The organism is Roseateles sp. P2_H4, assembly GCF_056403315.1.
The window spans coordinates 117,121-130,208 of record NZ_JBFUFR010000017.1 but is presented as its reverse complement, the minus strand read 5'-3'; the positions used below and the strand labels follow the sequence as shown (position 1 = coordinate 130,208).

General features: G+C 68.8%; 14 protein-coding genes. 9 read left to right on the top strand and 5 right to left on the bottom strand.

Annotated elements, in window-relative coordinates; all coding sequences use genetic code 11:
* The first annotated feature begins 221 nt into the window (after window positions 1-221).
* Window positions 222-617, top strand: coding sequence for a hypothetical protein (locus AC1DW3_RS14745; RefSeq protein WP_477932142.1), 396 nt, complete (start codon window positions 222-224; stop codon window positions 615-617).
* Window positions 618-705: 88 nt separating this feature from the next.
* Here the strand turns inward: AC1DW3_RS14745 and AC1DW3_RS14740 are convergent, their stop codons facing one another.
* Window positions 706-2,058, bottom strand: coding sequence for an amidohydrolase family protein (locus AC1DW3_RS14740; protein WP_477932140.1), 1,353 nt, complete (start codon window positions 2,056-2,058; stop codon window positions 706-708).
* A gap of 230 nt (window positions 2,059-2,288) precedes the next feature.
* Complete coding sequence (locus AC1DW3_RS14735; protein WP_477932138.1) at window positions 2,289-3,170, bottom strand: helix-turn-helix domain-containing protein; 882 nt, start codon at window positions 3,168-3,170, stop codon at window positions 2,289-2,291.
* Between the two features lie 108 nt (window positions 3,171-3,278).
* Between AC1DW3_RS14735 and pobA the strand changes: the two genes are divergently transcribed.
* The 8 genes from pobA (at window position 3,279) to AC1DW3_RS14695 (ending at window position 10,525) form a co-directional block, all read left to right on the top strand.
* A complete protein-coding gene (gene pobA, locus AC1DW3_RS14730; protein ID WP_477932136.1) occupies window positions 3,279-4,445 on the top strand; it encodes a 4-hydroxybenzoate 3-monooxygenase in 1,167 nt (388 codons plus the stop codon).
* Between the two features lie 26 nt (window positions 4,446-4,471).
* Complete coding sequence (pcaH, locus tag AC1DW3_RS14725) at window positions 4,472-5,164, top strand: protocatechuate 3,4-dioxygenase subunit beta (protein ID WP_477932134.1); 693 nt, start codon at window positions 4,472-4,474, stop codon at window positions 5,162-5,164.
* 40 nt (window positions 5,165-5,204) lie between these two features.
* Window positions 5,205-5,699, top strand: coding sequence for a peptidase associated/transthyretin-like domain-containing protein (locus tag AC1DW3_RS14720; protein WP_477932132.1), 495 nt, complete (start codon window positions 5,205-5,207; stop codon window positions 5,697-5,699).
* A 7-nt stretch (window positions 5,700-5,706) separates the two neighbouring features.
* On the top strand, window positions 5,707-6,873 hold the full coding sequence (locus AC1DW3_RS14715) for a lyase family protein (RefSeq protein WP_477932130.1): 1,167 nt from the start codon (window positions 5,707-5,709) through the stop codon (window positions 6,871-6,873).
* Window positions 6,874-6,887: 14 nt separating this feature from the next.
* On the top strand, window positions 6,888-8,153 hold the full coding sequence (gene pcaCD, locus AC1DW3_RS14710; protein WP_477932129.1) for a bifunctional 4-carboxymuconolactone decarboxylase/3-oxoadipate enol-lactonase PcaCD: 1,266 nt from the start codon (window positions 6,888-6,890) through the stop codon (window positions 8,151-8,153).
* Window positions 8,150-8,845, top strand: coding sequence for a 3-oxoacid CoA-transferase subunit A (locus AC1DW3_RS14705; protein WP_477932127.1), 696 nt, complete (start codon window positions 8,150-8,152; stop codon window positions 8,843-8,845). The genes pcaCD and AC1DW3_RS14705 overlap by 4 nt, the downstream gene beginning before the upstream one ends.
* A gap of 13 nt (window positions 8,846-8,858) precedes the next feature.
* On the top strand, window positions 8,859-9,515 hold the full coding sequence (locus AC1DW3_RS14700) for a 3-oxoacid CoA-transferase subunit B (protein WP_477932125.1): 657 nt from the start codon (window positions 8,859-8,861) through the stop codon (window positions 9,513-9,515).
* 74 nt (window positions 9,516-9,589) lie between these two features.
* Window positions 9,590-10,525 carry a PEP-CTERM sorting domain-containing protein gene (locus tag AC1DW3_RS14695; RefSeq protein WP_477932123.1) on the top strand — a complete coding sequence of 312 codons (936 nt, stop codon included), beginning with the start codon at window positions 9,590-9,592 and terminating at the stop codon, window positions 10,523-10,525.
* Here AC1DW3_RS14695 and AC1DW3_RS14690 read toward each other — a convergent pair.
* The 3 genes from AC1DW3_RS14690 to AC1DW3_RS14680 are packed head-to-tail and all read right to left on the bottom strand — an operon-like array spanning window position 10,485 to window position 13,087.
* Window positions 10,485-11,621 (bottom strand): MFS transporter, encoded by a 1,137-nt coding sequence (locus AC1DW3_RS14690; protein ID WP_477932121.1) that lies wholly within the window; start codon window positions 11,619-11,621, stop codon window positions 10,485-10,487. The two genes, AC1DW3_RS14695 and AC1DW3_RS14690, sit on opposite strands and share 41 nt — an antisense overlap.
* Complete coding sequence (locus AC1DW3_RS14685; protein ID WP_477932119.1) at window positions 11,618-12,079, bottom strand: thioredoxin family protein; 462 nt, start codon at window positions 12,077-12,079, stop codon at window positions 11,618-11,620. The genes AC1DW3_RS14690 and AC1DW3_RS14685 overlap by 4 nt, the downstream gene beginning before the upstream one ends.
* A 45-nt stretch (window positions 12,080-12,124) precedes the next feature.
* Entirely contained in the window at window positions 12,125-13,087 is a 963-nt protein-coding gene (locus AC1DW3_RS14680; protein ID WP_477932117.1) for an extracellular catalytic domain type 1 short-chain-length polyhydroxyalkanoate depolymerase, read from the bottom strand.
* Window position 13,088: the final 1 nt, after the last annotated feature.

The following is a 13,088-nucleotide window of genomic DNA, read 5'->3' as shown; positions in this document are numbered from 1 at the left end:
TGAGAACCACCGAGTGGTTCGCTCAAGGCAGTCCAGTGGACTGCCTTGGACGTGGCGCCAGCCACGGGCCGGAGCGCTTTGCGCGCAGGCCGAGGGATCGGTCCGACCGATCCCGAGCATTCCGCCCCTGGTGCCCAGACGCCAACCTCTGCGCAGGTCCGCCCATGGACCTTCGGCAACTCCAGATCCCGTGGGTTGAGTGCTCTATCAAGGACCCACCCATGGCCGCTGCAAACACCCCCATGCACGACGAACTGCTGGCGCTCGTCGCCAAGACCCTCTGCACCCGCACGCTGAACCTCTTTGCGCAAGAGTCCCGGCTGGACGGCGAGAGCCTGAAGGACGCCGTCGAGCGCTACGAAGTCGACTACGCCTGGCATGTCCTGGGCTCAGCCCGCCTGCGCGACGAGACCTTGGCGCTGCTGGAGGCCAAGCTCAAGCAGCCGGCCACCGACGCGCAAAAGACCTGCGTGGCTGAAGTCCTGAAGGCCGTTGCCGCGGGCCAGTCTTCCGAACTGCTGATGAGCTTTGACAACGACGTGCCCGAACAATTGGCAGCGATGCTGTGCGCTCGGCATGAGCACAGGACGCATGCCGAAGTTGAAGCGGCGAGCTGAACGGGCCCACCTCGCCCCAACAGCTGAAATCATCGGCGCACCATGGGTGCCTGGCAGGCCCRGCGAGCGAAGGCCAGCCGTGATTCACTCACTCCGGAAACCCCGCCTCCTTGTAGCGCCGCGCAACCCCCAGCAGCAGGCCCTGCAATTCCTCCTGGCTGTACCACCGCCCGCCCGCCATCACCCCCAGCGGCTGGCGCAGCGTCGCCAAGCCGTCCAGCGGATTGCCCGCACTCAGCACCAGGTCGGCGCGAGCACCGGGCGTCACGGTGCCGAAAGGCGTCTGAGCCGGAAACGCGCGAGCCACCATCTCGCCCGGCGCGCGTGACGCGGCGGCGAGGACCTGCTGGCGCGACAGGCCGGCCGCGACGAGGCGGTCCATGTCATCGTGCAGGGAAAAGCCCGGTGCCATGCCCGGTATCGAAGGCGCGTCGGTGCCCGTGATCAGCGGCACGCCGGCGTCGCTCAGAGCCTTGACGAAGCGCGCGAGGAAGGCGAGACGCTTGTCGAGGCTGCCCGTGCGGCTGTCATAGCCTGCGAGCTTCCAGCCGATGCGATCCTGCGGCGAGACGTAACGCGATTCGGGCGCCCTCAGATACGACTCCACGACGGCCGGCTTGCCCCATTGGCGGGCTATTGCCCCGTAGGTGGCGAGGTCGGCGGTGACAAAGGCCTGGCTGCGCTTGACCATCTCGACGACCGCAGGGATCTGCGCGTCGTCGGGCGCGGCGTTGTCGTCCTTGGACGTGTCGATGTCGAAGACGGTGTAGAGGAACTCCTCGGCGTGCGCCACCATGAGCTGGCCCGCGGCGAGCTGCTTGCGCAGGCCCACGCGGGTGACGCCGTGGCCCACGATGGGCAGCCCTTGCAGCCGGGTCTCGTCCACAAGGGCGCTGAACACTTCGGGCGTGAGGTCGTTGTAGACCTTGATGAAGTCGTGGCCATTGGTCTTGGCCAGACGCACGGACGCGCGCACCTCGTCGGGCGTGGTGACCACGAAGCTGCCATAGCTCGGGGTGCCGTCGATGCGAAAGGCCGTATAGACGTGCGGCGAGGGGATCTCGGCGCGATTGGCTCGCACCTTGGTGCGGCCAACGAAGCCGTTCGAGGCCTCGCCCATATTGAGCACCGAGGTCACGCCATGGGCCAGGTAGACGGTCATGTCGGCGCGCGTGTCGGAGTGCACGTGCATGTCCGCAAGGCCGGGCGACAGATAAGCCGTGCCATGGCCGTCGATGACCGTTGTGCCCGCAGGGAGGGCGACATCCTTGCCGACGGCCTGGATGCGCCCATCGACGATGAGGACGGTCTGGTCAGGCAGGACACCGTCGGTCGCGAGGGGCACGACATTGACGTGGACGAAGGCGATGGGCGGCGCGGCCTGTGCAAAGCTGGCCAGCGTGGCGAGGCAGAACGCGAGGGTGGCGATGAGATGACGCATGGTCGAGGAGACGGGCGTGGTGCGCGGTGTGGAATGCGGTGAGAAACGATGCTAGCCAGGGCTGCCACAACCACAACGGCGGCGCGACACCGTGCGGGATTCGGGGCCCGAAATGCGGCCTCAAAGCCGTCGGAGTGGCGATGGGCCCCGATCCACAGCGCGCCGTCGCACGGCTCGGTGCGCCCGATCTTCAGCGCGTCGAGTTGCCTTCGCCACGACACGCAATTCGGTCAGGCATTGACCTTGCCGCAGGCGGCCCGCCATTGCGTGGGCGCGAGTCCGGTCTTGCGCTGGTAGAAGCGCGTGAAATAGGCCGCATCGGCAAAGCCCAGGTGATCGGCGATCTGCTTCACGTTCATCGTCGTGTAGGCCAGCTCCCGCTGCGCTTCCAGCAGCAGCCGGGCGTGCAGCACGGCCACCGAGGAGCAGCCCAGCGTCGACTGACAGACGCGATTCAGCTGCGTGGGCGTGATGCCGATCTCCGCCGCCAGCACCGATACCGCCGGCTGCTGCCGGTAGCGCTCCTCGATCAGCGCGCGGTAGCGCTGGACATGCTGCAGGCTGCGCGCCCCTTGCGGCGAAGCCGCATCGGCCGGTGCCGTCAGGCAGCGTCCCAAAGTCACCAGCAACCGGATCAGGGCGCTGTCGACGCTCAGTGACCGCCAGTCCTGCGCATCGCCGAACTCCTCGCGCAGCGACCGCATGGCGGCCGCGACCAGTGCAGCCTGAGCGGCGTCGAGCTGCTGGACGCGCGGCTGCGAAAGCCGCTGCTCCAGCACCGGCTCCTCGGCCAGCAACTTCGTCAGATGCTGGGCCAGCACGGTGACGACATGGCCACGCAGATTCGGCTCGAAGTGAAAGCCGTGCACCACCAGCGGTGGAACGAGCAACACGCCAGGCCCCTTCAGCTGCTGGTCGCTGCCGTCCAAGCTCACCACGACCCGGCCCTTCTCGATCCAGAAGAGCTGATACAGCAGCTCGTGCCGATGCGGGCGAATCTCCCACTCGTGCAGCCGGCTGCGCTCCGCGATGGATTCGCAGTGCAACCAGTCCACGTCCATCGCGCGGCCATGCTCGCCGTAGATGGAATAGGTCGGAAGCGGGGATTTCATCGCGAACGAGGGGGTGGCGATGTTCGAAATATGCAAGTCTATGCCTGCTCAGTGCATTGAGCCCGGAGGCCGCGAACCCTTAATCTTCGGGCGATCAGGAGGCAGACCATGAGAACTCAGGTTGCCATCGTCGGCGCCGGTCCGGCAGGGCTGCTTTTGGGGCAGTTGCTGAGCGCTTCGGGCATCGACAGCGTCATCGTCGAGCAGCGGAGCGCCGACCACGTCCTGGGCCGCATTCGGGCAGGTGTGTTGGAGCCCATCACGGTCAGCCTGCTGGAAGCCTGTGGCGCCGCCGGGCGCTTGCACCGCGAAGGCCTGCCGCATCACGGCTTCGAGCTGTGCACGGGCGGCAGTTGCCATCGCATCGATCTGCAGGCGCTGACCGGCAAGCATGTGACGGTCTACGGGCAGACCGAGGTCACGCGCGACCTGATGCAGGCGCGCGCCGACGCCGGCCGGCCCACGATCTACGAAGCTGAAGAGGTGCAGGTGCTGGATCTGGAATCCGACGAGCCCCGCGTGCAATACCGCGTCCAAGGCGAGCTGCGCGAGATCGAGTGCGACTTCATCGCCGGTTGCGACGGCTACCACGGCGTCTGCCGGGCCAGCATCCCGGCGGAGAAGCTGCGCACCTTCGAGCGCGTCTATCCGTTTGGCTGGCTGGGCGTCCTTGCCGACGTCCCGCCGGTGGCCCACGAGCTGATCTATGTCCGGCACGAGCGCGGCTTTGCGCTGTGCAGCCAGCGCAGCCTGACGCGCAGCCGCTACTACGTGCAGGTGCCCAGCACCGATCGCGCTGAAGCCTGGTCGGACGATGCCTTCTGGGCCGAACTCAAGCGCCGCCTGCCGGTCGAGACGGCCGCCGCGCTGAGGTGCGGCCCCGCCATCGAGAAGAGCATCGCGCCGCTGCGCAGCTTCGTCGCCGAGCCCATGCGCTGCGGCCGCATGTTCCTGGCCGGCGACGCGGCGCACATCGTGCCGCCGACGGGAGCCAAGGGCCTCAACCTGGCCGCCTCCGACGTCGGCTACCTGTGGCAGGCGCTGTGCGATTTTTACAAGGGCGACGTGGCCGGTGTCGAGGCTTACTCCGCCCGTTGCCTGCAGCGGGTCTGGAAGGCCGAACGCTTCTCCTGGTGGATGACCGGGCTGCTGCACAAATTCCCCGACCACAGCCCTTTCGACGTCCGCATGCAGGAGTCCGAGCTGGACTACCTGCTCGGCTCCGAGGCGGGGCGCAAGTCCATTGCAGAGAACTACGTCGGGCTGCCGACCTGAGCGTCAAGAATCAAACGGAGACATCCATGGAATTTCCCGGCGTCACCGAGGGGACTCACCCCCGCCTGATCTACCCGCCGTACAAATCGACCCGTTCCCGCGGCCCTTCCCAGCCCGCCGTGCGGGTGAGGGCGCCGGCCGTCACCGGTGGCGGCCTTGCGCTGGCGCCGGGCCTGCTGAGGGCTGCCGATGCCGATCTGACGCAGCACGGGCAGTCCGAGCCGCTGGGGGAAAAGATCGTCGTGACCGGTCGCGTGGCCGACGAAGACGGTCGGCCGGTGCGCAACTCGCTGGTCGAGGTCTGGCAGTGCAATGCTGCGGGCCGCTACTGGCACAAGAAGGACCAGCATGCGGCGCCGCTGGACCCCAACTTCTTCGGGTTCGGCAAGCTGCTGACGGACGACACGGGCCGCTACCGCTTCGTCACCATCAAGCCCGGGCCCTATCCCTGGGGCAATCACGACAAGGCCTGGCGTCCGGCACATATCCACTTCTCGCTGTTCGGGAACGTGATGGCGCAACGCCTGGTCACGCAGATGTATTTCCCGAGCGACCCCTTGTTCGACCACGACCCCATCTTCCAGAGCATCGAGGACGCCGCAGCCCGCCAGCGCCTGGTGTCGCGCTTCAGCCTGGACGAGACTGTCGGTGCCCAGATGCTGGGCTATGTGTTCGACATCGTGCTGCGCGGGCGCAACGCCACGCCGTTCGGACTCTGAGGAGCGCCCGATGAGCCAAGTCCCTCCCGCGGCACAGCCGTTGACGCCGTCCCAGACGATCGGCCCCTTTCCTCACGAAGCCTGGCAATGGGCGGTCACTGCCAGTGCCCCGAGCGGCCTGCCGGCACTGTGCATCGAAGGCCGCCTGCTGGACGGCGATGGCGCGCCGGTGAACGATGGCTGGGTGGAAGCCTGGATGCCTGGTGAAGGCTCACCATCAGACGGCATGCCGAGCTTCCGGCGCCTGGCGACCGACGATCAAGGCATGTTCTCGCTGGCACTCGCCAAGCGCCCGCACGCCGGTGAGCCGGCGGCCTACGTCGCCGTGTTCGCGCGGGGACTGGGGCTCCATCAACAAACGGCGGTGTTCCTGGCAGATGACGCGGGCCTCGCGGAGGCGCCGCTGCTGGCGCAGGTGCAGACTGATCGCCGCGCAAGCCTGCTGGCAGTTCCCGCCGGCGAGGGCCGCTACCGCTGGGACATCCGCCTGCAGGGGGATCCGGTGACGGAAACCGTTTTCTTCGACTACTGCTGAGCGTGCCATGAGCCTGCCACTTTTCGAGCGCTTCCTCGCCCCCGAGGCCATGGGCGAAGTCTTTTCAGATGAGGCCCTGGTCCAGCACATGCTGGACTTCGAGGCCGCGCTGGCACGCGCTCAGGCTGGTTGTGGCCTCCTTCCGGCTGCGGCGGCCACGCACATCGTGGCCTGCTGTCGCGTCGCCGACTTCGACATCCCCGCGCTCGCCGCGGCAGGCCGCCGCGCCGGCAGTCTGGCGATTCCGTTGGTCCAGGGCTTGAAGGAGGCCGTGGGCCGCAAGGACCCCGCTGCCGTGCACTGCGTCCATCTCGGCTGCACCAGCCAGGACGTCCTGGACACGGCCATGGTGCTGGCCACACGCGAAGCGCTGCAACTGATCGACGCCGGTCTGGGGGAACTGATCGCGATGCTGTTCGGGCTGGCCGAGCGGCATCTGCGCACGCCGGTGCTGGCGCGCACGCTGATGCAGCCGGCTCAACCCAGCAGCTTCGGGCTCAAGTGCATCAATTGGGCAGCACCGCTGGTGCGCGCCCGCAAGCATCTGCTGGCGCAGGCCCAGGCCAGCCTTCAGCTGCAACTGGGCGGCGCCGTCGGCACGCTCGCGGCCATGGCGCCTCACGGACCCGCAGTTCGCGAGGCCATGGCGAAGGCGCTGCAGCTGCAGGCGTCATCGGGCTGCTGGCACACGCAACGCGACGACTGGGTGCGACTGGGGCTGGCGGTGGCAGTGCTCTGCGGCAGCCTGGCCAAGCTCGCTACCGATCTCGCGCTGATGAGCCAGGCTGAGGTTGGCGAGCTGCAGGAAGAGCAGGGCGGTGGTTCCACGGCGATGCCTCACAAACACAACCCGGTCGGCGCGATGCTGGCGTTGGCCAACGCCAGGCGTGTCCCGGCGCGCGCGGCGGCGCTGCTGGCCTGCATGGATCAGGAGCACGAGCGCGGTCTGGGCAACTGGCAGGCCGAGATGGCTGAATGGCCGTGGCTGTGGATCAGCGCCCATGCGGCCTTGGCGGCGTTGTGCGGCGCGATGTCGGGGCTGCGGGTGGATACCGCTAGCATGCTCGCCAACATCGGCGCACTGCCTGAGCCCGTGAAGCTTGAGCAGGGCGTTCACCAAGCCGCCGCGCTGGCAGCACAGCAATTGGCCGAGCTTCGCGAAGACAACCACTGAGCGCTGGAGACAAGATGCCCCCCGACAATTTCGACAACCCGCTGGAACGCGGCCTGCGCAATCGGCGGGAGATCCTGGGCGACGCCTGGGTGGATGGCGCCAGCGCGGGCGCCAACGCGTTCAACGCCGATTTCCAGGCCTTCATCACCCGCTATGCCTGGCATGAGGTCTGGGGGCGGCCGGGCCTTGCGGCCAGCACGCGACGCATCATCGTGTTGGTCTCTACCGCGTCGCTGGGCCGCTGGGAGGAGTTCGAGCTGCATTGCCGCGCCGCGTTGAGCAGCGCGGACGAGGCCTCACGCCTGACGCCGGATGTGCTGAAAGAGGTCTTGCTGCAGCTGGCCATCTATGCCGGCGTGCCAGCCGCAAACACGGCAGTGACGCATGCGCTGAAGATCATGCGCGAACTGGGCATGGTGCTCGAACCTGCGGCGCTGGCCGACAGCTTCCACCCCGGCTATGGCCGCGAGGCCTGTACGCGCGGCCCGACGTCGCTGCACTACACCGTGCGCGAGCCGGCCAGCCGGGCCGCACCGCGGCATACCTTCGTGCTCAGTCATGCGCTGGGCTGCGACGAGTCCATGTGGGATGCGCTGGCCAGCAAGCTCGCCGCGGACTGCCGCGTGGTCTGCTACGACCACCGCGGTCATGGGCAGTCCGATCGGCCGGCCGGCCCTTGCAGCATGGCGGAGCTGGCCGAAGATGCCGTCAGGGTTCTCGAAGAGCTGGGGCCCGAGCCGGTGGTGTGGGTCGGCCTGTCCCTGGGGGGCATGGTCGGGCAGGAGCTGGCATTGCGCCACCCGCAGCGGCTGAAGGCCTTGGTGATCGCGAACTCCTGTGCCGGCTATGACGAGGCGGCGCGTGCGCAATGGCACCAGCGCATCGCCACCGTGCGGGCGCGAGGCATGGAGGAGATCGCGGACGCTGCGTTGCAGCGTTGGTTCAGCGCCGAGTTCAGCGAGCGCCATCCCGCGACGCTGGCGCGCGCCCGACGCCGACTCGTCTGCACCGATGCGCAGGCCTACGCGGCAGCATGCCAGGCGGTCAGCGAACTGGACACGCTGGGGCGCCTGCCCGAACTCAGGCTGCCCACGCTGCTGATCGCGGGCACGCAGGACCAGGCCACGCCGCTCGCCATGAGTGAGGCCATGGCCGCACGAATTCCGGGTGCGCAACTGCATCTGCTGGAAGGCGCGGCCCACCTGTCGGTCATCGAGCAGCCGGGCCCGTTCCACGCCGCCCTGCGCGGATTCCTTCAGAAGCTGGACGGCTCTTCATGATCAACAAACTCTGCGCCAGCGCCGAGCAGGCGCTAGCAGATACGCCAGACGGCGCCACCGTGATGATCGGAGGCTTCGGCACTGCAGGCCTGCCCGATGAGTTGGTTGAAGCGCTGATCGCCCAGGGTGCCAGGGACCTGGTCGTCGTCAACAACAACGCGGGCAATGGCGACACGGGCCTGGCGGCGCTGCTCGCGGCCGGCCGCGTGCGCAAGATCATCTGCTCCTTTCCGCGGCAGACCGACTCGCATCACTTCGACGCGCTGTACCGCGCCGGCAAGCTGGAGCTGGAGCTGGTGCCGCAGGGCAACCTGGCCGAGCGCATCCGCGCGGCCGGAGCGGGCATCGGTGCCTTCTTCACACCCACCGGTTACGGGACGCCGCTGGCCGAAGGCAAGGAGACCCGTGTCATCGGCGGGCGCGGCCATGTGCTGGAGCACCCCATCCATGCCGACCTGGCCTTGATCAAGGCCGAACGCGGTGACCGTTGGGGCAACCTGACCTATCGCATGACCGCCCGCAATTTCGGTCCCGTCATGGCCACGGCGGCCAAGGTCACGGTGGCCAGCATCCACGAGCTGGTGCCGCTGGGAGAGATGGACCCCGAGCAGGTCGTCACGCCGGGCATCTACGTGAAGCGCCTGGTCCAGACACCCCGTGCGGCCACGCGGGCCGGCGGCTTCAAGTCTTGAGAGGGCACAGGCCATGAGCAGCACGGGCAGCAAGCGCTGGACGCGTCAGCAGATCGCCGCGCGTGTCGCGCAGGACATTGCCGAAGGCATGGTCGTCAACCTCGGCATCGGCTTGCCGACGCAGGTGGCGGCCTACCTGCCGTCCGACCGCGAGGTGATCCTGCACAGCGAGAACGGCGTGCTCGGCATGGGCGGCCCGCCGCCCGAGGGGCAGGAGGACTACGACCTCATCAATGCCGGCAAGCAGCCGGTGACGCTGCTGCCCGGCGGAAGCTTCTTCCATCACGCGGACAGCTTCGGCATGATGCGCGGCGGCCACCTGGACCTGTGCGTGCTTGGCGCATTCCAGGTCGCCGGCAACGGCGATCTCGCGAACTGGCATACCGGTGCTGCCGATGCGATTCCCGCCGTTGGCGGGGCGATGGACCTGGCCACCGGTGCCAAGGCCGTCTGGGTCATGATGGATCACCTGACCAAGGACGCGCAGGCCAAGCTGGTCGAACGCTGCACCTATCCGCTCACAGGCCTGGCCTGCGTCAGCCGCGTGTTTACCGACATGGCAGTCATCGCCTTCGATGCCGACGGCGCGACGCTGATCGATCTGGCTCCCGGTTTGACATTCGACGAAGTCCAGGCCGCGACCGCCTTCCCGCTGAGGAGGGTGGGCTGAGACGGGCCAGCGAGGGCCCGGTGTTCGCTGACCTGCAGCACCTCGCCCTCCTGGGCCCGGCCATACTCCGCGCGATGATCCGCGCCCGCCATCTTCTCCCGCTGCTGGCGCTGTGGGCCGCCGCCGCGTCGGCCAGCGCCGCCTGCGAGCGCAGGCCACCGCCCGCTGCGCGGGCCGACGCGCCCCACCGCGTCCTCTTCGTCGGCAACAGCTTCCTGCACGGCCATATGCCGCCGGTGCTGCACTACAACGCGGCCCGCGTGACCGACCTGAACGGCAGCGGCCATGGCGGCGTGCCGGCCGTGTTCAAGCAGCTCGCCGACGATGCCGGCCTGCATGTCGACGTCGCCAGCGAATTGCTCAGCGGGCAGACGCTGCAGTTCCACCTCGACGAGAAGCTCACGCTGATCGCCAGCCGGCCATGGGACATCGTCGTGCTGCAGGAATACAGCACGCTGAGCCCGCAGCGGCCCGGCGACGCGACAGCCTTCATTGCGGCAGCCGGCCGGCTGGAAGCCGCGGTGCATGGTGTGAACCCCGCCGCCCGCGTCTATCTGCTGCAGACCTGGGCGCGTGCCGACCAGGTCTACCGCACGCCTGGCGGCCGCTGGAACGGCAAGTCGCTGGAGGCCATGCAGGGTGAGCTGCGCGCGGCCTACGCGCAGGCGATGGCGCGCGCCGGCTGCATCGCCGGCGTCGTGCCCGTGGGCGACGCCACCCTGCGCGCCGTGCAGGAGGGCGTGGCCGACCGCAACCCTTACGACGGCATCGATGCCGGCAAGTTCAACGTGTGGGGCGAGGACGGCTATCACCTCAGCGCCTGGGGAAGCTACCTGGAGGCGCTCGTCATCTTCGGCCAGCTCAGCGGCCGCGATCCGGCCAGCCTCGGCGAAGCCAACCGCGCCGGGCGCTACCTTGGGCTGAGCGCGGAGCAGATCCAGGCCGCGCAGGCGGTGGCTTCACGCCAGCTCAGGTCCCGCGCATCGCCCGCTTTGCCGACAAGGCCATGAAGACGGCGAACACGACGACGACGACCAGGCCGGCCGTCAGCGACGAGCGCTCGGCGGTGAGGCCGATCAGCGGCGGGCCGGCCATCATGCCGAGGTAGCCGACGCCCGACACGGCGGCGATGCCGTGGGCCGACGACACGCCGGGCGCTTGCGACGCGGCGCTGAAGATCACCGGCACGACGTTGGACAGGCCGAGGCCGACCAGCGCGAAGCCGATCAGCGCCACGGCGGGCGAGGGCACGGCCAGCGCGAGCGCCATGCCGGCGGCGCCGAGCACGCCGCTGGCGCGCATCAGCTTCGTGCCGGACATGCGCGCGCGCACCCAGTCGCCGCCAAAGCGGCCGGCGGCCATCGCGCCGCTGAAGCTGGCGTAGGCCAGGGCCGCGGTGCTGGCCTCGCTGGCGCGCTCCTGCTTCATGAAGAGCACGCTCCAGTCGTACATCRCGCCCTCGGCGATCAGGCCCATCGAGGCCAGCACGCCCAGCAGCAGCAGCGGCCCGCGCGGCAAGCTGAGCGGATGTTTCTCCTCGGCCGCCTTCTCGGGCACCGGCAGCATGGCCCGGCTGCCCACCAGCACGACGATGGCGCCGATGCCGGTGGCCACCAGCAGATGGGCCTGGGGCGACAGGCCGAGCGCGGGTGCGGCGCTGCCCAGGCCGGCACCCGCCATGCCGCCGAGGCTGAACATGCCGTGGAAGCCGCTCATCAGCGGCCTGGCGGCCAAGCGCTCGATCTCGGTGGCCTCGGTGTTGATGGCGACGTCGACCAGGCTGCCGGTGATGCCGAACACCAGCATCACGCCCAGCAGCGCGGCATAGGTCGATCCTGCCAGCAGGCAGGCGATGGAGGCGCAGCAGGCCACGCCCATGACGGCCGAGACGGCGCGAGGCCCCCAGCGGCCGACGACGCGGCCGGCCTGGGCCAGGGCCAGCAGCGCGCCGACGCCCCCGGCGAGCATGGCGATGGCCAGGGCCTGTTCACCCAGCCCGTAGTGGCCCTTGACGGTGGGCACATGGACGCCCCAGGTCGCGAACATGACGCCCAGCACGAAGAACTGCGCGCGCAGCGCGCGCGAAGCACCGACGACCGATGTCACTTGGCGGTCGCGCTGATGCGGGTGAAGAAGTCGTAGACGCCCTGGTCGCCCATCTTGCGGGCGTCGGCCAGCTCGCCGCCCTCGGTGGCGTAGATCAGCTTGCCCTGGGGCGACAGCACGGCGACGGCGGGAATGCCCTTCTTCAAGGGCACGCGGTAGCCCTCGGCGATATCGACATTGCGGTCGAAGCGGCCGACGTCGACCTTGACCACCTTGAAACTCTTGGCGATCAGTGGCGCGCTGGGCCCGTGCTTGAACGTGTTGTCCAGCATGCGGCAGTCACCGCACCAGTTGGCGCCGAAGACGACGAGGACGGGCACCTTGGCCTTCTCGGCTTCGGCCAGCGTCGCACGGATGGCGGCCTTGGCGTCGACGCCTTCGTCATAGATGGCCGGCGGGCCGCTGGCCTCGGCGGCGAGGCTGGTGGCGAGGAGGAGGGAGGCGGTCAGGAAACGCATGGCGACGCAGTATGAAGCAGGAAATTGGAAGCGATTCCAGCGAGGCTATCTCGAAGCCTGCTCGAAGAAGCGCCAGATCACGTCGTTGGCGTCCAGGGCTTGTGACGCGGCTGGCTTGCCGCGGCGCACACTGTCGGCGCCGGGCCAGGAATGGCCGCCGGTGTCGGTGACGCAGAGCTGCACCTGCGTGCCGCCGCTGCAGCCGCTGTAGGCCTCGCAGTAGGCGCCCGGCTTGTCCAGCGTGCGCTGTGGTGGGGCGGCGCAGTGATCGCGTTGTACCCAGCGCGAGATCGTCTCGGGCACGGAGGTGAAGCTCATCACCTTGCTCTCGTCGCGGAAGGCGTTCGGACCGGCACCGCCGTTGAAGAGGACATGGTCGTCGTCCTTGGCGTGGATGTGCAGCACCGAGATCGGCTTGCTCGGCGTGCAGCTGGCGGTGGCATCGGTGCCGGCGACGGACGCGACCGCACGGAACACGTCGGCCGCTTCGCAGGCCAGGCGGTGGCTCAGCATGCCGCCGTTGGACATGCCGGTCGCGAAAATTCGCGTGCCGTCGATGCCGTACCGGCCCTCGATGGCCTTGACGACGGCGCGGGCGAAGGCGACGTCGTCGACCTGGCGGTCACGCGCATCGCCACAGCAGCCGCCGGCGTTCCAGGTGGCGAACTTGCCGCCCGGCAGCTTGCTGTAGCCGTTCGGGAAGGCGACGACGAAGCCGGCCTCGTCGGCCTTCTTCTGCAAGCCGTACTTGGCGTCGTCGGCCATGTACTCGGCATGGCCGCCGCCACCGTGGAAGGCCAGCACCAGGGGCGCCGGCTTGGCGGTGTCATAGCCGGTAGGCAGGTGCACCAGCACTTTGCGGCCTTGCACCTGGATCTCCTGCAAGCCGGCCGGTGACTCTTGCCCGGCGCGGCGCTGCTCCATGCGCGCCTTGATGCGCTCGCGCAGCGTCTCCTGGGCCTGTGCTGCGGGCAGCAACACCAGAAGCGCGAGTGCGAGCGCACGCATG